At 42.6% G+C, this 19,260-nt stretch carries 20 protein-coding genes; 2 read left to right on the forward strand and 18 right to left on the reverse strand.

What is annotated here, in order from left to right:
- Positions 1-2: 2 nt before the first annotated feature.
- On the reverse strand, positions 3-1,646 hold the full coding sequence (locus ACTQ3A_RS10085; RefSeq protein WP_441494759.1) for an IS1634 family transposase: 1,644 nt from the start codon (positions 1,644-1,646) through the stop codon (positions 3-5).
- 240 nt (positions 1,647-1,886) lie between these two features.
- On the opposite strand from ACTQ3A_RS10085, the gene istA reads away from it, so the two are divergent.
- Complete coding sequence (istA, locus tag ACTQ3A_RS10090; protein ID WP_441494758.1) at positions 1,887-2,615, forward strand: IS21 family transposase; 729 nt, start codon at positions 1,887-1,889, stop codon at positions 2,613-2,615.
- A 61-nt stretch (positions 2,616-2,676) separates the two neighbouring features.
- On the opposite strand, the gene ACTQ3A_RS10095 is transcribed toward istA, so the two are convergent.
- The 13 genes from ACTQ3A_RS10095 to ACTQ3A_RS10155 all read right to left on the reverse strand — a co-directional run bounded on the left by ACTQ3A_RS10095 (position 2,677) and on the right by ACTQ3A_RS10155 (position 16,033).
- On the reverse strand, positions 2,677-3,696 hold the full coding sequence (locus ACTQ3A_RS10095; RefSeq protein WP_441494757.1) for a tyrosine-type recombinase/integrase: 1,020 nt from the start codon (positions 3,694-3,696) through the stop codon (positions 2,677-2,679).
- A complete protein-coding gene (locus ACTQ3A_RS10100) occupies positions 3,683-4,657 on the reverse strand; it encodes a tyrosine-type recombinase/integrase (protein ID WP_441494756.1) in 975 nt (324 codons plus the stop codon). The genes ACTQ3A_RS10095 and ACTQ3A_RS10100 overlap by 14 nt, the downstream gene beginning before the upstream one ends.
- Positions 4,644-5,900 (reverse strand): site-specific integrase, encoded by a 1,257-nt coding sequence (locus ACTQ3A_RS10105; RefSeq protein ID WP_441494755.1) that lies wholly within the window; start codon positions 5,898-5,900, stop codon positions 4,644-4,646. The genes ACTQ3A_RS10100 and ACTQ3A_RS10105 overlap by 14 nt, the downstream gene beginning before the upstream one ends.
- Positions 5,901-6,015: 115 nt before the next feature.
- A complete protein-coding gene (locus ACTQ3A_RS10110; protein ID WP_441494754.1) occupies positions 6,016-6,825 on the reverse strand; it encodes a DDE-type integrase/transposase/recombinase in 810 nt (269 codons plus the stop codon).
- 74 nt (positions 6,826-6,899) lie between these two features.
- The gene (locus ACTQ3A_RS10115; RefSeq protein ID WP_279198748.1) at positions 6,900-7,412 is read right to left on the reverse strand and encodes a DUF6431 domain-containing protein; all 513 of its coding nucleotides are present in this window, start codon (positions 7,410-7,412) and stop codon (positions 6,900-6,902) included.
- Positions 7,413-7,620: 208 nt separating this feature from the next.
- Positions 7,621-8,262, reverse strand: coding sequence for a bifunctional 4-hydroxy-2-oxoglutarate aldolase/2-dehydro-3-deoxy-phosphogluconate aldolase (eda, locus tag ACTQ3A_RS10120; protein WP_441494753.1), 642 nt, complete (start codon positions 8,260-8,262; stop codon positions 7,621-7,623).
- A gap of 149 nt (positions 8,263-8,411) precedes the next feature.
- Positions 8,412-9,380, reverse strand: coding sequence for a sugar kinase (locus ACTQ3A_RS10125; RefSeq protein WP_441487503.1), 969 nt, complete (start codon positions 9,378-9,380; stop codon positions 8,412-8,414).
- 57 nt (positions 9,381-9,437) lie between these two features.
- A complete protein-coding gene (locus ACTQ3A_RS10130; protein ID WP_441487502.1) occupies positions 9,438-10,319 on the reverse strand; it encodes an RraA family protein in 882 nt (293 codons plus the stop codon).
- Between the two features lie 17 nt (positions 10,320-10,336).
- The gene (locus tag ACTQ3A_RS10135) at positions 10,337-11,710 is read right to left on the reverse strand and encodes a mandelate racemase/muconate lactonizing enzyme family protein (RefSeq protein WP_441494752.1); all 1,374 of its coding nucleotides are present in this window, start codon (positions 11,708-11,710) and stop codon (positions 10,337-10,339) included.
- A gap of 19 nt (positions 11,711-11,729) precedes the next feature.
- Positions 11,730-12,566, reverse strand: coding sequence for a carbohydrate ABC transporter permease (locus tag ACTQ3A_RS10140; RefSeq protein ID WP_441494751.1), 837 nt, complete (start codon positions 12,564-12,566; stop codon positions 11,730-11,732).
- Between the two features lie 18 nt (positions 12,567-12,584).
- On the reverse strand, positions 12,585-13,493 hold the full coding sequence (locus ACTQ3A_RS10145) for a carbohydrate ABC transporter permease (RefSeq protein WP_441494750.1): 909 nt from the start codon (positions 13,491-13,493) through the stop codon (positions 12,585-12,587).
- Between the two features lie 63 nt (positions 13,494-13,556).
- Entirely contained in the window at positions 13,557-14,936 is a 1,380-nt protein-coding gene (locus tag ACTQ3A_RS10150; RefSeq protein WP_441494749.1) for an extracellular solute-binding protein, read from the reverse strand.
- A 50-nt stretch (positions 14,937-14,986) separates the two neighbouring features.
- Positions 14,987-16,033, reverse strand: coding sequence for a LacI family DNA-binding transcriptional regulator (locus tag ACTQ3A_RS10155; RefSeq protein WP_441494748.1), 1,047 nt, complete (start codon positions 16,031-16,033; stop codon positions 14,987-14,989).
- Between the two features lie 393 nt (positions 16,034-16,426).
- On the opposite strand from ACTQ3A_RS10155, the gene ACTQ3A_RS10160 reads away from it, so the two are divergent.
- On the forward strand, positions 16,427-16,732 hold the full coding sequence (locus ACTQ3A_RS10160) for a hypothetical protein (RefSeq protein ID WP_441494747.1): 306 nt from the start codon (positions 16,427-16,429) through the stop codon (positions 16,730-16,732).
- Positions 16,733-16,988: 256 nt separating this feature from the next.
- Here ACTQ3A_RS10160 and ACTQ3A_RS10165 read toward each other — a convergent pair whose 3' ends face one another.
- From ACTQ3A_RS10165 to ACTQ3A_RS10180, 4 genes are all read right to left on the reverse strand, one after another.
- Positions 16,989-17,723: a hypothetical protein gene (locus ACTQ3A_RS10165; protein ID WP_441494746.1), complete on the reverse strand. Its 735-nt coding sequence runs from the start codon at positions 17,721-17,723 to the stop codon at positions 16,989-16,991.
- Position 17,724: 1 nt separating this feature from the next.
- Entirely contained in the window at positions 17,725-18,108 is a 384-nt protein-coding gene (gene gloA2 / locus ACTQ3A_RS10170) for an SMU1112c/YaeR family gloxylase I-like metalloprotein (protein WP_227617353.1), read from the reverse strand.
- A 103-nt stretch (positions 18,109-18,211) separates the two neighbouring features.
- Positions 18,212-18,544 (reverse strand): hypothetical protein, encoded by a 333-nt coding sequence (locus tag ACTQ3A_RS10175; RefSeq protein ID WP_441100633.1) that lies wholly within the window; start codon positions 18,542-18,544, stop codon positions 18,212-18,214.
- A 45-nt stretch (positions 18,545-18,589) separates the two neighbouring features.
- On the reverse strand, positions 18,590-18,895 hold the full coding sequence (locus ACTQ3A_RS10180) for a hypothetical protein (protein ID WP_441494745.1): 306 nt from the start codon (positions 18,893-18,895) through the stop codon (positions 18,590-18,592).
- Positions 18,896-19,260 lie beyond the last annotated feature (365 nt).

The following is a 19,260-nucleotide window of genomic DNA, read 5'->3' on the forward strand; positions in this document are numbered from 1 at the left end:
CGTTATGCTCCCTTCTTACTGTCGGATTTTTCCTGCAGGTTTTTTCCTATCTCTTTTGCCTGGTACCGGACATTCCCTTCATCCATGTGAAATGCAGACAGGATCGTTTTCTGCGTTTTCGTAACTGCGTGGTCCAGACGGTATACGCCGTCCAGCTGCCTGATCATGACGATCTTCTCCAGTTCTTTTAAAGCCGCCGGAACCGTCATGTAATTCGGCCGCTTTGCCATTGTCTCACAGCATTCCTTCAGTTCCGTATACAGCCTGCACCGCAGGATCAGTGCAATGAACTGGATAAAAATCTTTGAGGCGAGCGCCTCGTCGGAGCACACGCGCATGCTGGTGTTTCCGAGATAAGATTTATCTGCACGGAACAGCTTCTCGGAAGCGTCCCGGCTCTTATACTTATCCAGTGCCTCTCTTGCTGTCATCTTGTCTGTTGACACGATTGCAAAGTATCCTGCCAATGACAGTTCCAGTTCAACAGCAGATGTGTTTTCTTCTGCCAGCTTCAGCGTTTTTCCATCTTTTTCATAATGAAGATAGAAATGATCATTGACTTCCGGTCCGAACGGGCCGCATTCCTTTCCGACGCACTTGTTAAGATAGTGTTTGAGTCTGCGGATTCTTGCCTTGATTTCCTGCTTCTCTCCGTAAGCACGGCTGTCACTGTAATACAGGTGGACATGCTTTTTCTTTTCGTCTCCTTCAAACAATACGCATTCCACACTCGTTCCGTAGACATCATACCGGTCGATGTAATGGATTCGTTTGCCTTCAAATGTCCCCTGATTTTTCAGTATGATCCCCCGGATGAAATCTTTCATCCCTTTGATCATGATCAGATAGCTGTATCCATGCCTCTCGATATACCCAAGGTTTTTCCGGCTGAAGCATCCCCGGTCAAGGATGAAGCCGAGATTCCGGTATCCATAGCCGTATGCCTTATCGATCATGCAGGTAAGCTGGGACATGTCGTTAATACTGCCCGGGTATTCCTCATAAAACAGCGGCTCCCTGTTTGCCGTATCAAAAGCAACGGAATAGTTGAAGATTGGCGTTCCTTGATCCACCTTGGCCTTTCCAAACTCGACGATATCGATGTCACCCGCCTGAGAGTTCTTATTCGTGGAATCATAAGAAATATAGATCCTCTGTCGTTTGCTGCGGGGACTATTCCAGCTGTTCAGAAAGCCCAGGATCTGTTCCGGTTTCAGCGCCTGCAGAAAATCCGACACTTTGGAGTCTGTGTACACCCTCATCCCTGGCGTGAAGAGAGGGTGGCTGTATGCGTGGTCCGGGTAATACTGGGCAGCATTATTCTCACTGAGGATACTGTAACAGGCCAGGTCAAGGACGAAACCGGCGTCCTTCGTATCCATGTGTTTTTCCAGCATTGGCCGGATTTCTGTTTCCGTGATCAGCTTGTGCAGCACAACATAAGACCCGATGCTCAAGTAAGGGCTTCTTGATGAACGATCCACCTCTTCCGGCAGGGCAGCGTCGGGAAAGTATTTCAGGTAATTCTGGTTTGGATACATCTGGTCCGGGGTATCCTTATCCACTTTTCCGATCGATGCTCGTTTCGGATAGGTGATCTGCTTTACCGGATCATAGGTCCGATCATACTCATACTCGATGAACATTTCGCCGCCGCGGTTCTTACGAACGAGCTTTCCGGAAGTCTCCGGAACCGGCACCTTATTGATTTATACTTAAAACTGACCCAGGATTAACGTTCAAAACTGATCCGCCCTCTTCAGAGGATTTTGGTTCGGCACATGAATTCTGTTTCTAAAATTTACATTGAATATTGACCCACCAACAGATAATTCCATACACTCTTCCTGCTACTGAAAATCAGAATAGCAGGAAGGAGAAGGGATGTGTATCACTTGCAACAGTGGGCAGCAGTTCAGGAACTGCATAGAAAAGGAACATCAATCCGAGGGATAGCAAAACAACTTGAGATATCACGGAACACGGTCAGAAAACTTCTGGCTGAAACGGAGGAACCGCACTATCACAGATCGTGTTATCCTTCAAAACTTGATCCGTACAAGGAACAGATACTGGAATGGAGGTGCAGCCCGTACGAATTTAACGGAACAAGAATCTACAGGGAACTTCAGACTCGCGGTTATACCGGTAGCATAGGCCCTGTCTACAGATATCTGCGGCGGATTGATGAAGATATCGATGGCCGGATATCATCCAAAGCAACTGTCCGGATAGAAACACCTCCCGGAGACCAGGCGCAGTTCGACTGGTCTCCCTATCAGATGGAGATCGGCGGACGAATCCGGAAGGTATACTGCTTTTCTCTCATCCTTGCCTGCAGCAGAAAAAAAGCAGTCTGCTTTTCGCTGAAGGATGATGCGGATTCGATTTATGAGGCAATTCAGGAACTGTTTTCCGCTCTTGGAGGTGTTACACTGGAATTGCTGATTGATAATCCGAAGGCGCTTGTGCTGGAGAATAATCCGAAAACCGAAGATGAAATCCGCTACAACCCACATGCGCTTCTGCTTGCCAGACATCTCGGTACAGAGCTGAATGCCTGTCCCTGCTACTGGCCCAGGAAGAAAGGTTATGTAAAGACTTTCGTTATGTAAAGAAATGGCGGCCCAATCCCGTAAATACAATGAATTGAGCCGGGATTTCTTTACATAAAATTTAAGCCCTGTTGAAGTTCTTGAGCCAGTTCTTCAAGTCAGCATTGTTATCCCAGAGAGACTTCTCTTCAGGGACGATCTCCTTACTTGCAGCTTCTATAGCTTTTCTTTTCATCTGCGCGTCAGCACGTGCGTACACCTCGGTCGTGGTAACGCTCGAGTGCCCTAAAAGGTCACGTATGTATATGAGGTCAACGCCTGAGGACAGCAGTTCCATCGCTGTTGTATGGCGCATCTTGTGTGGGCTCAGGTCTTCGGGAACGGATGCATCCCCATTGGCACGCGCCTTACATCCATACTTTTTAAGCACATAGTTAATGCCCTGACGGGTAAAAGGTTTGCCCATGTGGTTCTTGAACAGAGCTTCGTTATAACGCGCATCGCAGTCATACTCCATCAGGGACAGATACTTTTGAATGTGTGGTATGGAAGTTTTGAGGAGTGGCACGTACCGGCCCTTGTATCCTTTGCCATGGATCCTCATCGTACAAGGCTCTGTAAGGGAAAGATCCCTGACCCGGAGTTGTATCAGTTCGGAGACACGAATCCCGGTAGTGTACAGGAGAAGCAGCATCACGTAATCCCTCAACCCGTTCTTTTTACCGGTGTCCACTTGTGCGACGAGAAGCTCCACCCCGTCCGTCTTGAGGTAGGATATTTCACGCTGGATGGTTTTCTTCAGCGGTATTGCAAGAATCCTCTGGTACTCGTCAAGATAGTCGGGAAACTCGTACTTCAGGTAATGCACAAAACCTTTCATTGCAGCAAGGCGGTAGTTTCTGGTTGCCGGAGAGTTACCCCTCTCGCTTTCCAACCAGCCGAGAAAGCCGCGTATGTTGTCACGCGTGAAATCGGCGATGACCATTTTTTCAGGAGGCATGCCTTTTGTCTCCATGTATTCGAGAAAAAGGATAAACGCATACCGGTATGAATCAATAGTTTGCGGCGAGCTGCCGCGCTCGTTGGGAAGGTAATGCGTGAAATATTTCCCAAGGTGGGTCGCGAAGTCAGTGTTCTTCATCAACGTCACCTCCGCCGAAAATCCGCTCTGCCGTGTCGCGGAACTTCTCCTCAATGTAAGGAAACATCTGCAGCGTGAGACGGACATACTTTTCCGTCGCAAAAATAGTCTTGTGTCCAAGGTATGCCGAAAGTATCGGCAATGCTACGTACATGTCCAGCCCGGAGTCGGTCAACTGCTTGAACGAATACACAGCCATGTGGTGCCGCCAGTCATGGATGCGCGGGCCCTCCCCACCGCCCACATATGGGATCCCTGCCTGGCGGAGGAATGCCCTGTGGTTTTCGTACACCGATTTTTCATCCATCCGGCCGCCGTTGGCATTTGTGAAAATATAGTCATCGTCAGCCAGCATATAGAAACAGCGGTTCGCATAGACATTAAGCAGACTCAGCAGGTCGTCACCGCAGACAACGTATCTTTGCTTGTTGTTCTTGGACTCGTTGAGCTTTATTATGCCCTTGTCAAGGTCGACATCCTCCTTTTTGATGCCGAGGGTCTCGTTGATACGCGTGCCACAGCAATACAGGATTCGGAAAAGCACGGGGTACTGCAACGCCTCCTTCCTGTTTACGGTGTTAGAATAGCCGTCAACCGCCCGAAAATAACGTGCAGTTTCGTCGTCCGTGTAAACGTGGGGCTGGAAATCTGTCCCTTTGTACTTCACGTCGCGAACCAAGTACACGTTGTACCCCTTGAGGCTCAGGTATGACAGGAAATGCTTGCTGGCGTTCACCCGTGAATAATGGGTTGTGTGGGATTCATTTTCACGCCGTTCAAGCCATGCTGATGCGTCCCTCACCGTGAAGACTGGGTCCATAATGCCCTGCGCATTGCAGAACCTGTCAAATGAAATCATATGGGCACGGAAACTTTTTTCGCCATATCCGGCAGCAACTTTGTCGCCAATATATGCCTCAATCTCTTTTGCAAAAACGGAGGAGAATTCATATCTTGCCATATGACACCTCCTCACTATACAAAGACGAATGAAGCGGCGGCATGGGCAGTGCACAAGCTTTGAGTTTGTCATAGTCTACGGAAACGTACAATTTTGTCGTTTCCGTCCGCTGATGTCCCATTACAGTGCTTATGATCGGCAATGCGACGTTCTTCTTTAAGAGGTTCGTCGCAAGGCTATGACGCATCGCATGCGGACCATGTTTTTTCCTTGTCCACCCTGCGATGTCAGCGCGCCGCAGATACTTCGCCACGATTGAGTGAATCGTAGGAGATGACAGGGGCGTCCCCAGGTTCACTCCCATGTGCGAGACGATGATCTCCGGCACATGCGATTTTGGCCTGCCGTGCTTCAGGTAGTCGATGATTGCGTTTCCAACCGAGGACAGGAGCGGGAACTCAACCGGCACATCCGTTTTATGCTGGTCGAACCTTATGACATTGTCATCCCAGTCAACCTGGTCAAACCGGAACAGCGTGACATCCTTTGCCCTCCATCCGTACTCGCTCACAAGAAGAAGCACAAGATAATCCCGCTTCCCAATGGCTGACGCGCGCTCTACGGAATCAATCATGCTTCGTATTTCCTGTTCTTCATAGGACGTCGGAAGCTTGCTGTTTTTACGGTAGTTGTCCTTAAGGACATAGACCGAGCAGTCCCTGCCATACTTCCCGGTATCAAAGACGTATCTGAGGAAGCCTCGTACCACGTTGGCGCAGTTGTGCCTCGAAGACAGTGAGTATTTCCTTTTCTTAAAGAATGCTTCCACTTCTTCAATGGACAGGCTGTCAAACCACATGTTAGCATCGTCCATGTACTTGCTGAAATCAAAAAGATATATTCGCTTATTGTCCAGCGTCTTTTGGGCAAGTGCCAGTTCAATGCCGCAGTACTCAAGGTAGTCGAATGCAATCTTTCCGACCGCGCCGTCAAACGAGTACTCGACTTTGGGGCTGCGGAATTCAAACTCGCCACATTTTTGATACGAGATCAGCATCCGGATTGCCCGGAATCCCTCACGTATCGCGATGGGAGGCTTTGGAGGAAGCAGGTGCGCCCCATACACGGATTTGAGATATCTGTTGCCGACATCCTCATTGAATTCCGTGATTCCCTGTTCCCCTATCCATGTCCGCAGTTTCTCCCAGTAAGATAAAATGCGGGCATAGTAGGAACCCATGTATTCCCTGTGACGGAGTTCCTCTTCACATAAGGCAACCAGTGCTTCAAAATCTTTCACCATATATCATCACCGTCCTTTCTTTTTATGGTGTGGATATATGGTCACATGTGAATTATTTTATGTAAAGAAATCCCGGCTCAATTCATTGTATTTACGGGATTGGGCCGCCATTTCTTTACATAACGAAAGTCTTTACATAACCTTTGGATTTTCCGCTTCTTACAGGCGCATATCCGATGTGAATACCAAGTTTTGCCAGGGACAGTTTCAGCTGTTTGGCTACATACTGGGAACCATTGTCAAAGTATGCCCGGTCAAACTTACCGGCACGCAGAAGCACTGTATGAAAAGTATCTTCAACGATAGTTTCCTCACAGTTATCATAAAACTTCGATGCGATCACAAAACGTGAATGGTCATCGATGGCAGAAGAAAGATAGGTCTGTACCTTTGCACCATTCTTACCAATCGGCAGCTTTGGCCCATATTTAATATCGCCCTGGATCAGCATCATTCTGTGTGGCTTGCAAAACCGCTTGGATGAGCTCTCGCGTGCCTCCTTGTAGGTCTTCAGATGTTTAGCTCCAAAACCTGCCTTGTACAGATGGCGTTCCAGTGTTGAACGTTTCAATACCCCCGGTGCGATACGATGTTCCAGTTCCAGGATCAGAATTATCTGGGATACAGATCTCTCAGGTACTTCCCGTCTTAACTGGATTGCTTCATCTACAAGCTCATCGAAGTTATCCGGCAGGGCCTGTGATCGGCGTTTTTCCCGGTTCATCGGCCTCAGCCCGTTAAATGCCTGATCCTTAAATGCTTTTTCGTAGCGGTATAACGAACGGATCGTCATGTCGTTGACTTCTGCAATCTGTTTCCGAAGGGCAACACGTTTGGCGTTATCCAGATCCTCCTGTAACAGTGGAGCGATCAACGTATAGCGGCGCAGCGCCTCGTTATCCTGCCATTCTTTGTTTATCGTCATAAATAGTAACCTCCTTATGAGATCACTATACAGAGCATGATTATGACAGTATAAGAAAAGTAGGTGCACGAGGTTCAATAATAAACCGGCAGCAGAAACCCGCCACTGTTATAAACGGACCGGATGATCTGTTCCAGCCAGCATGGGGATCTATGGCGTATGGATTCGAGCAATGGTACCTGTGAATACAATACCTCCTGATCGTAATCAGAAAGCTCATAAGCAACAGAGCGCAGATATCCCTCGATGCGTTCCAGGTTTCCTGTAAACCAGCGAATCCAGAGCAGCATGGTATACACACATGGGTAGTCTTCTGAATCAAGGTCATCAGAAGTAACTACTCCGTCGATCACACCTGAAATGGCTTCGGCTTCGTAGTGCTTGTACGGCACCAGGCAGTCCGGCAGTTCATTATGATAGCGGCCACAGCCAGAGCATCGAAATCTACGGATCATGAGCCACTGCCTGCTTCCGCCCTCGGATTTCAGAATTCTGGGCTTCCTGTCGCGATAAACCAGTCTGGCCCGGCAGACAGGGCATGGAGGAGGTGTACCATTGCTCTCAACATAAAAAATCTTTATCCTCATTGTGAACAATAGCAAAGTCTGATACACTGAACATGGTTGTAAAACCAGGGTCCAGAGTACACGACGTCGCGGGAGGGTGTTCTGGACCTTTCCTTTTATTTACTAAAAGACAGTATACAGAGCAACTCCGTGACACACAAGGGGAGCAACTATTGGACATGCTGAGAAGTCAGCAACAATTTGTGCAGAAACGTGTTTTGTAAAGGATTTATACATTACGTATTTTTTTAACATTCATAGATATTTTTTTTATATTTGTACACATTTCATTATAAGTGTCATTTTCAATAATATTGTTGGTTACCATCCAACTCCCACCACAAGCCAGAATATGTTCGTTTTTTAAATATGCATCCATATTGCTAAAATTAATTCCTCCAGTTGGAATGAATTTTACATTATGGTAAGGAGCTGCTAATGCATTTATCATGGCAATACCCCCTGATAATTCTGCAGGAAAAAATTTTACCACATCCAGCCCCAATTCCAGTGCCTGCTCAATTTCACTAGGGGTTTGAATCCCTGGTAACACAGGAATATTTTTTTTTAGACAATATTTTACCGTCTTAGGGTTTAAACCCGGGCTAACAATGAACTTGGCTCCAGCACTAATTGCCAGATCAACTTGTTCCGTTGTTAAAACTGTTCCTGCTCCAATCAGCATATCAGGATGCCGATTAATCATTATTTGAATGATGTCAGCTGCAACTTCAGTACGAAAAGTAATTTCCGCACATGGTAGTCCTCCATCATATAGTGCATCTGATAGCATCGACATCTTACTAGTATTTCGAGTGGCAACGACAGGGATAACACCTATTTTATAAAAAGTTTTAAAAAAATCATCCATATTATACTTCCAATTTCTTAGCCAAACATTCCTATTATCATGACAGTAAATCTATAATCTAACATTGAATACTTATCATATAGGATGTTTGGAGAGATATACTTCTTTAATTTCAATTTTGCCAGTTTATAATATTACAAATAGAATATTCACTGTATGGCAATTTGTGGGGTGTTTTGTATGAAACACTCAAGTTCCTTTTTAGATGGAAGACCCTCATTATCGCCAAATACTGTTAACATTTTTGCGCCCAACGCATTACCTCGAACAACAGCATCGTAAATACGCATTTGTTCTAAGAGTCCTGTAATAATACCTGTCGCAAAAGCATCACCAGCCCCGACAGTATCAACAATGTTATCTACTTTAAATCCTGGAACATGTTCACCAATCCCTGTTGCAGTTTTATAGTATGCGCCGTTGCCTCCGCATTTTACGATGACAGCTTTTCTCACTCCATTAGCCAAATAATATTCTGCTATCTCTTCTGCGGATTCTTTTCCACATAATAACTTACCTTCTGCTATTCCTGGTAAAAAATAATCTGCCTTAGAAGCAAGGAGATTAATTTTATATCTCATTTTATCTTCATCATCCCACAGACTCTTTCGAATATTTGGATCAAAAATTATCTGCAATGGAATATTATTATTATGGATTTTTTCTATCAGAAACAGCGATGCATTAAATGTTTCTTCTGATAGCGCAGCTGTTATACCGGTCAAATGCAGAATTTTGAAATCATTTAAAGAAAATGTATCTAATTCTTTGATGCTAATATGGGATGCAGCAGAATTTTTTCGCATATAATATACACTTGGATCGCCAACATCGACCTTTGTTTTAAAATATGTTCCAGTCAAAAAATCTTCTGTGATGCTTATATGCTTCCAATCAATATCTTCATCTTTGATTTTTTTTAGAATGTAGTCACCTGCAAAATCCGATCCCAATTTTGTATAATAGGTGGCAGAATGACCTAATCTTCTTACGCCAATTGCAACATTTAGTTCTGCACCAGCTACGCCTTTAGAAAAATTCTTTACGGAGGAAAAATCTCCAATTTCGTGTGGAATCCACACCACCATTGGTTCTCCAAATGTTAATAATTCAGTCAATATGATTCCTCCTCCGCTGTTTTATTAAGCGATTTTATAAAGAAAATGTTCTACCTGTTATTCTCCGTAACATTCCTTTGCTTTTTTATATTCTTCTGTCCAATCAAGATTTTTATATTTGACTGCTCTTTCATCCACATTAATAAATTCCACGAGTTTATCAAGAACTGAGGTTGGCCATACGTCAACATCAATATCTGCCGTATTATAAATATTTCTCTTTATCATTTCAAAGCCAAATAAGTCTTTGCAGTGTGTTTTTTCAGCGGCATCAATAACTCGCCTAACCATGTGTGCAGGAATAAAAATAACCCCTTCTTTATAGGCGAAAACGATATCACCAGGTAGACAAACAGCTCCACCAATACGCACTGGTGTATTAAAACCATTCATAACAAAATCTTTTATTGGCGTAGGATCATATCCTCTATAATAGATCTGAATGTTGTCAATCTTATCTATCTGCTCTATATCTCGAATTCCTCCCCATATTACAGCTCCTCCATTTTTGGTTCGGTTAGCTATCGCAGTAGACAAATTTCCACCAACAAATGTTCCTTGGAAAATCTTGTCATAGAAATCAATAACAATTACATCTCCTTCTACCAGCGTATCAACAACCCATAAATTATGTGTTCCCCGTCTTCCTTCGGAATGCCCAATATTTTCAACTGTTTCGAACAGATCCGGTCTTGCTGGAATATATGCAGCAGTCACAGCTCTACCAACAAGTTTAGTATTTTGTTTCATTCTAAAAAAGTGTGATTCAAACTGATTAACATAACCTGATTCGTATAAGGGCTGCCAAATCTCCTCCAGCGTCATAGAACGCAATATTTCCAAATCCTCATTGGGCACCTTGGGTCTTCCATCTGGGAATCTCTCTCCTGTCCATTTTGATGTTATTTGGATAATATCTTCTTTTACATTAAAATGCATTGCTTTCTACCTCCCCATTAACTCCAGCAACGATCATGTGAGTACTCATAATTCCATTCATCAGTAGGTGCCCACATATCCTGGTAATCTGGATGAAGATGTTCTTTTAGTACGTCGTCATTTAATTCTGCGATCCCTAAACCAGGTAAATCCGGAACATGAATAAATCCTTTATCAACAATTGGTGCTTTTACTCCGCTTTTCACTATATCATTCCACCATGGTACATCTACAGAGTGGAATTCCTGTGCTAAAAAGTTCTGTGTTGAAGTTGCAACATGAGCGGCTGCCATTGCTGAAATGGGTGTCTCTGCCATATGAATACACATAGCAACGCCATATTCTTCAGCCAAATCTCCCAACTTTTTTAATTCACCTATTCCACCTACAGTTAGAATATCTGGGTGAATAAGGGAAATCCCTCCTGATTCAAGTAATGGTTTGAAATTCTCTTTCAAATATATGTCTTCTCCTGTACAAAGAGGAACAGATGTTGCTGAAGAAATTTTTTTATACAAATGTGCATACTGCCAGGGAATTACATCCTCCATCCATACAATATTGTATTTCTCAATTCTTCTTGCTAACTTGATACAAGCTTCTGGCGTAATGTGTCCTAAATGGTCGATGGCTAATGGGACTTCGAAGCCAATAACATCTCGCACTTCTTTTACATAATTTTCCAGAATATCCAGACCATGCTCAGTGATTTGTACTCCCGTAAAAGGATGTGCAATATTTTGAACATCATACCATTTGTTTCTCTGACACCATGCATCCCTGGTTAATTTTCTTGGAATTGCATTATAGTTTTCTCCAGAATTTTTCAGCTCTTCCACAAATCCCAATGGTGCACTGATAGCTCCGGGTTCATCAAATAGTAAATCTATTCCAAGATCCATCTTGCAGAATGTAAATCCCATTTCAAGACGTTTTTTTAAAGCCATACCCATTTGTTTTCCAGTATGTTTTCCCTCTACATCTGTATCACAATATACTCTGACGCTCTCCCGAACTTTTCCTCCTAGCATCTGATATACTGGTATTCCATATGCTTTTCCTGCAAGATCCCACAGTGCGAGCTCAATGCCACATACTCCACCTCCCTGTCTGGCATGGCCACCAAACTGCTTAATTCTCCGGAAAATTTTATCAATATTGCATGGATTTTCTCCAATAATCCTACTTTTTAATGCAAGCGCATAATTTCTTGATCCACCATCTCTTACTTCTCCATATCCGGTTATGCCTTGGTTAGTATAAATCTTAAGTATCGTACAATGCATAGGTGCATCTACAATATCGCACACCCGCATATCCGTTATCCTAAGATCTGATGGCTTAGAATTTGTATTTACATGATCTAATAATTCTTCATATGTCTTTTCCATAACAGGTCTCCTGATTGTTTTATTTCACGCTACCGTCAGTATTTCCAGATACTAATAGACTTTGAGCAAGAATATAAATAATAGTTACTGGTACTGAAGCTACAACGCAGCCAGCAAGAATTCTTCCCCAATTGATAATATCGCCATATTTCCAACTGGATATTGCGACAGTTGCTGTCATCTGTTTCATACTGGTTGTCATAATCATTGCATATAAATATTCATTCCAAGACATAGTAAATGCAAATGTGGCAACAACGGCTATTCCTGGAAGGGCTATAGGAAGAACAATATATCTTAATGTCTGCATTCTAGTTGCACCATCAATTAATGCAGCTTCCTCCAAAGCATACGGAATTGAATTAAAATAGCTTCGTAACATATAGCAACAATATGGAACAACGAATGTTGGATAAATCACTAACAGCGCCCATTTTGTACCACCTAACCCCAATCCGCTCACAAAAATATACATTGGAATAAATAAAACAGCCGTTGGAAGCAAATAGGATATAATAACACTTGCGCTAAAAAATTTTCTTCCCGGATATTTTAATCTGGTCATTGAATATGATCCAAGAATACTTATCCCCAATCCAATCAAAGTGGTTATTCCAGAAATAATTAAGCTGTTTAATAGGTTTACTTGGAATTTGGCTTCTTTAAAAAGTTCTATATAATGACTTACAGTTGGAGTAAAACCAAACAATGTAGGTCTCGCAACATACATTTCATTATCAACAGTAAATGAGGATTTTATCATCCAATACAAGGGAAAGATTGTCCAAATCAACGCTATTATCAATAAAATATAGGTGATGAACATCCTTATTTTCTTTTTCTTATTTAAATTCATACCATTATTCCTCTGTTACTATGCATCGATCTTTTTCTGAATTTTTTGAAATACAAACATAAGAATAAGGAGAATCGGTATAACAGATACCGCAATTGACAAAGCTCTCCCCAAATAATTTTGAATAAATGCCATATCATATGTATAGGTGGCAATTGTACTAGAAGAATACAGTGGGCCACCTCCTGTAACGAGCCAGACATTTTCAAAATCATTGAACGTCCAAATTGTCGATAATAACGTTGTTACCATCAGAACATTTGCAATGTTGGGTATGGTAATATGAAAAAACTGTTGAAAAATTCCGGCACCATCGATAATGGCTGCTTCATACATTTGTTTATCCAAAGTTTGAAGAACGCCAAGAATGCTAAACATAAAGAAAGGAACACCTCTCCATACATTAACAATCATAGTAGATAATAAGGTCAACTTAGGATCTGACAGCCACGCTATTGGAGTCGAAATTATCCCACTATGTAAAAGCAAACTATTGATGATCCCATATGTTCCGTCATACATCCATCTCCATGTCATTGCAGCAACCATGCCAGGCAAAGCCCATGGAATTAATAGTGCAGTTCTAAAAAATCCCTTTCCTTTTAGATCCTGGTTTAATAATACTGCCCAGAGTAATCCCAGCAGAAATTTGGCAGCAATACATCCACATGTATATACTAATGTATTAAAAAAGGATTTCCAGTATATTTTATCGTGGAAAATTCGTATGTAATTTGCCACACCAACAAATGATGGCTTAGAACCAACAAGTTTATTGGTAAAACTCCAATATACTGCTCTGACAAATGGAATACCGGTAATGGCAAATATGACAAACAGTACAGGAATCACCAAAATAATTCCAAGTCGTCTATCCTTCTTTTGTTGGCTTGCATATTTTGTTATCTGCGTGTTTTTTATTTTCAAACCGAAACCTCTTTTTATAATTTGGGGTGGCTTTTGGCCACCCTCTTTTTACATTCGCATCTATCAGCTGTTATAAACTTCCTTAAATGACTGTTCCAAATCAGCCACTGCATCTTCGGCAGAGGTTCCGTTAACAAGCATTTCCTGTACTGCCTTTACGCAAAGCTGGTTGCTAAAACATGTCATTGCGCGATCATCTGTCGGTGCCGGGTAATACGTTGCAACAGTCTGCTGTGAAGATTCAAGCCATGGCTTGTGAAGATCTTCCTGCCAGAATGGTTTGTCATCAAGCCCATTAATAACTGGCTGCCACATACCATCCATTACCTCAATCATAGATTCATAATTATCCACATCTGAGAAGTAATATTTTACAAACTCTTTAGCAGTATCAACATTCTTGCCTGAAGCAATAATTCCGAAAACGTTGCTTCCACCGAGTGCATATGTTCCTTTGGGTCCAGCAGGATATGCAATAACTTCTGTATTTGCTAACAGATCTGGATCATCCGATTCCATAGATGCAATTACAGATCCAGAATTACAAATAACTCCTGTGGTTTTAGCTAGATACGCCTGATTGTTCCAGTTATCGTCTCCAGTTATTGCATCCTGTGAAATTAACCCTTCATCATAAAGAGATTTAATGTACTCAAATGCAGCCACCGTCTCCGGAGAATTTACAGTAACATTTCCATCTTCGTCTACTGTCTGTCCACCCCAGTCAAGAATAATTGTCCTAACAAAACCTTCAGCATCTCCACCACCTGATGCACCCATTGCAAATCCAAGAGCATAAAAGTTATTGGACGGATCATTGACCTTTTCTGCCTGTTCTTTTAATTCATCCCATGTGGTCGGCATGCTTAAACCGGCTTTTTCCCATACATCTTTTCTAATGTACATACCTGGAGCTGTAAATGCCTGTGGAATCATATATTGCGTTCCATCAAAATCACCAATCAATTTTGCTGCATCAGTAAAATCAATACTATCTACAACATCTGTGACATCTGCTAACTGTTGTAAAGATCCGAACTGGCCAACAAGCGTATTATCTCCAACAATCAAATCAGGTGCATTCCCTGCCTCAATAGCAGCCATTAGCTTTTGTTTCATATCAGCTGCGGGAACATTTACATAATCGACCTCAACATTGTTCTCTTTTGCAAAATTATCAACGACTTGCTTCATCATTGTGCCGTATTCGTCAACATATTCCGCTTTATCCCAAAAGACAAGTTTTTTAGAACTTCCAGACGTTTCAGCAGAAGCCGAACTATCCGTTGTTGATGCTTCGCTTGCAGAAGCAGTTGCCACTGTCGATGTTGTTGATTTACTAGATGCGTTAGAACTGGTTGCTGTCGATCCAGATCCACATCCAGCCAATGTGACACCAAAAACAGATACTGCTGTCAACATTGCAATGACATTCTTTTTCATATTACGCTCCCTCCTTTAAAAGACTACTTCCGATAGGCAACAGCCTTCGTTCACGCTTTTGGATTAAAGGCAGTGGTATCTCCAATTGTTAAATAAAGTGGAATTAGAATATTTGTCCGTTTTTTCCGTTCCTCTTCAGAGTTAATCTTTTTGCACAATTCCTCAAAAGCAATCTCAGCGACCTCTTTTGCCCTCAACTCAACTCTAGTCTGAACAGTTTCATCTAATGGACTACGCTGATAATATTCAATGTTAATATAGGAAAAATCATCAGGAACATGCAATCCGCATTTTTGTGCCGCTAATAACATCATCGGCCTCACATTTGAAGAAATGATAAATGCAGTTGCAGTTTTATCATTAAAAATCTCTTCCCACATATGAAGCAATGTTTCATCGTCAGCATTACGCACTTGATATTTGTGATCATACCGGATGATATTTTCGGGTGGAATGCGCTGTTCCGAACAAATCTCTAAAATACCCTTATCTCTTACTTTGGAAACAACACTATCATCTTTTAATGTTACAAAGCCAATTTTTTCATGATGCAATTGCCGTAAATACTTTATAGAATCTTCTATCGCTTTTTGATGGTCTGACGCCACAAAATTGTAATCGTCAACATTCCATATTTTGCCAACACACATATATGGAATATTTTTGCTTTCAAAATCTCTAAAAAACAAATTGTCTTCAGAAAGATCAAAAACAATATAACCATCGATTAAAGACGAAGAAATCCCATTAAGGTATTTAAAATCATCATCTCTGATGCCGCTCATTGGATATAGCAAAATTCGATAATGCCTTTTTGCTGCAGCTTTCTCAATAGCTCTAAAAACCGTCGGATAGTATAAAGAATCAAAAATACGAACCATATTTCTTGGAATAATTAAGCAGATAGTCCGGCTTTTAGTTTTATTAGCAAGTCTTTGAGCACTTACATTCGGAATATATTCCAATTCCCTCATCGCATTTGAAATTGCCTGTTTAGTTGAATCTGACATTTTCTCGTATCTTGCATTAATATAATTAGAAACTGTCGATTTGGATACACCTGCCCTTAAAGCAACATCCGAAATTGTAACCCTCATATAATCAATCCTCCAGGAATAGTTATATTTAATTGTAATCTCAATATTACCATATTAATGCTATCCTGATCTCAGATTATATGGTAAACCATTACACATATATATAGCAATGGTTTAATGTAATTATTTTTAGTTTTTGGTAAACCGGTTTACTTATAAATGTATTGTACTACTTTTACACAAAATGTCTATTGAGCTTTTTATCCAAAAATAACTTCCTGTTTATATATAATTATGCCAAACATCTCTTAACAGGACATTCCGTGCAGATTGTCGGGCTAAACGGACATCTGTGCCATATTCGGCGGACAGTCTGAGACACAATTAGCGGACAAGTAAGGACACATTAACCGGACAATAGATCTTCAGATATAATAAGCGCATCTCCTTAAAATGGAGAAATATTATATCTGGAGGTCCTACTATGGATTACAAAAAGTACTAAGGCTTCACTTTGTGAACCATCTCAGCTGCCGTGAAATCGCCGGAAAACCGGATGAGACCACCAAGGTCACGATCTTTATCGCTGCCCTCACCTACAGTGATTACTTTTACGCTGAGGGAATGACCGAATGCGATATCCGGAACTGGATCCGGGTCAATAATAATGCTCTGACTTACTTTGGCGGCGTGATGCCGACGATCACCCCGGATAATTGCAAAGTGGGCACTCTTCAGCTGTCAGTATTCTCCAGATGAGTGGGGAAATCAGCTGAGTGACGAGAAGGAATGCTACGGTAAGCTTGACGGGATCAGACGCAGACTGACGACAGGATTTACTGTACTGATTGAGAAAGCATAGCTTTCTTCTGGAACACCGATCAATATTTCTATAATGCTATCATCCTTCCCAACTGAGATTCACATCCTCAGTTACGGCACATCTTACCGTAGACTTTTGCACATAGCAATCTATTTTTTGCGGTCTTTCGGATGCCCCATCTTCTCCTTCACTTCATCCGGCACATCGATCAATCCGAACCGAACGATAGAACATTCCGTAGATGTAAGTCACTCCCCGGATATCGCTCAGAGCTTTCGGGCGGTCTACCACTTCTCCTTTAATATTCTTCAGCGCCAGCAGCACTGAACTCCATGCTAGACTTTTACTCTTCTCCCGGCGGTCGATCCACAGCTCTTTTGTGTACTCACCGTTCCTGCCTTTTTTAATTTCGTAAGAGAATGGCAATCCAGAGTAGGTTTTAAATCCTACCCCGGCATAGGACACAACTATGCCCCAGAAGTTTTCATCTGTCGGATCAACCCTCCACCGCTTCATTGCTCTGTATCTCCGCTGCCGCTCTGCTCCGACACTGATCTTCCCTTTATCTGCTGTGCTTGGGAAGTACACACCTTTCCGATATGGCAGGTACGAGGTGACGGAGGCTTTGGAAAGTTTCAGAGTGTCTGCAGTTGAGAGTATGGAGGTTTTGTAGTCTTGTGTTTCACGGTATTCTTGAAAGGTAGCTTGCACCTTCTCCGCCACTTCAGATTTGTACACATCGGCCGTGATGAGCAGCTTTCTTACTTTGATTGGATTTAATCCCAATTCTTCGCCGATGGCCTGCAAGGACATCTCAGAATCATAAAGTGCCACAGCACTTTCCATCTGCTCTTTCAGATTTTTCCCGGCATCGTACTCTGGCTTCAACTTCTTCCGGCCACCGCCTGGTTTTCTTGTTTTCTTCATTTTACTCATGCAGCTCCAACGGCAGTCCGTCCGGGTCATGGAAGAAGGTCATCTTCTTGCCGGTGTAATCATCCACACGAATTGGCTCACATTCAATTCCTACCTCTGCCAACTCATTCACTGTCTGCTCCACGCTCTCCACACAAAATGCAAGGTGACGCAGCCCACAGGCCTCCGGGTGGTTCACACGCTTCGGCGGGTTTTCTTCTGCAAAAATCTCCAGCTCTGTGTGTTCGTTAACACGCAGATCCAGCTTCCAGTCTTTACGCTCTGGGCGATAGTTTTCTCTGATGACAGAGAATCCCAGCTTGTTCACATAGAAATCCTTAGCTGCTTCATAGTCAGATACAATGATTGCAATATGATGTATTTTTGATAAATTCATTTTATGTCACACTCCATTTCTTTTATTTCCGTTATAAACTATATAGCGACCTTCAAAAAAACCGTGTGAACTTCTGGAGTTCAGTTTGTCCACACGGCCGATCTTATTTCAGTTTTTCGAGGATTTCATCCGCACTCATGCCGCTGGCCAGCAGCTTCTTCAGCACAGCCTCTGCTTCGGTCTTCTTAGCTTCTTCAGCGGCCTTAGCATCTGCCTTTGCCTTCTTCGCTTCCAGAGATGCCACTTCTTTTTCGGCCTTCTTCAGAGCAGTCTTCTTCTCCTTCAAATCAGCCTTCAAAGTGTCAATGTTGGCGGTGATGGATGCGATTTCAGTATTCAGAGACGCAATAGTCTCTTGCTTTTCTGCGATCTGGGATGCGTAGTCTTTGGTGATATTGGTTTTGGGACGGTTTTTGCTGCCTTTCGTTCTGGGCATATTAATTCAGCCTTTCTTTTACATACACTCATTTACCATTGATCTTTAAATGTACTGCTCGACAATAGAACTGAGCTCATCAATATAATTTCTTACCTCATCGGCTGCATTATTCTCGTCCGGATATTCAAAAATAGTCTCATATTTATTGAGGAACTCATCAAACTGGTATGGACCGCTCTCACGATGATTAGCATGAATATAAGAAACAACCAAAACTGCTGCCTGAATTGGATGATCTTCAAAATAATCTGCATCAGCCATACCAGAGACGCCACCTCGATCACAGCCATAAAGCCTTCTAACCTGATGTTCCAACTCAATTGCGTCATTGTGATTAATTCTATACATTTTATTGTCCCCCAATCTAATTTTCTTTTCTCACATCTTCGCCGACCATAAGATCGTTGCCTACTGCTCACCACGGAGAGGTGTGTGATTATTTCGAGCAGCGTAGGGAGCTACCACTCCCCTTTATATCACAAGTCTGCAAATAAATCAGTCTTGTATACGCCATCCGCTAACATTTTCTTGAAGCTGTCTCTTACTGCTGCAACATCTTCATGATAGGTCATTCCGTACCAGGTGTCGTTAGTCCTCAGAACTGTATATTCCGACCGAGAAGACCAGTCTCCACGGTCGATTAGCCCATCCCTAACGGATGGATAGCCCACCTGTCACGGTGGAATAGCCCACCATTCACGGAAAGGAGCCCA

The organism is Bilifractor sp. LCP21S3_F8, assembly GCF_052117805.1.
Classification (GTDB): domain Bacteria; phylum Bacillota; class Clostridia; order Lachnospirales; family Lachnospiraceae; genus Bilifractor.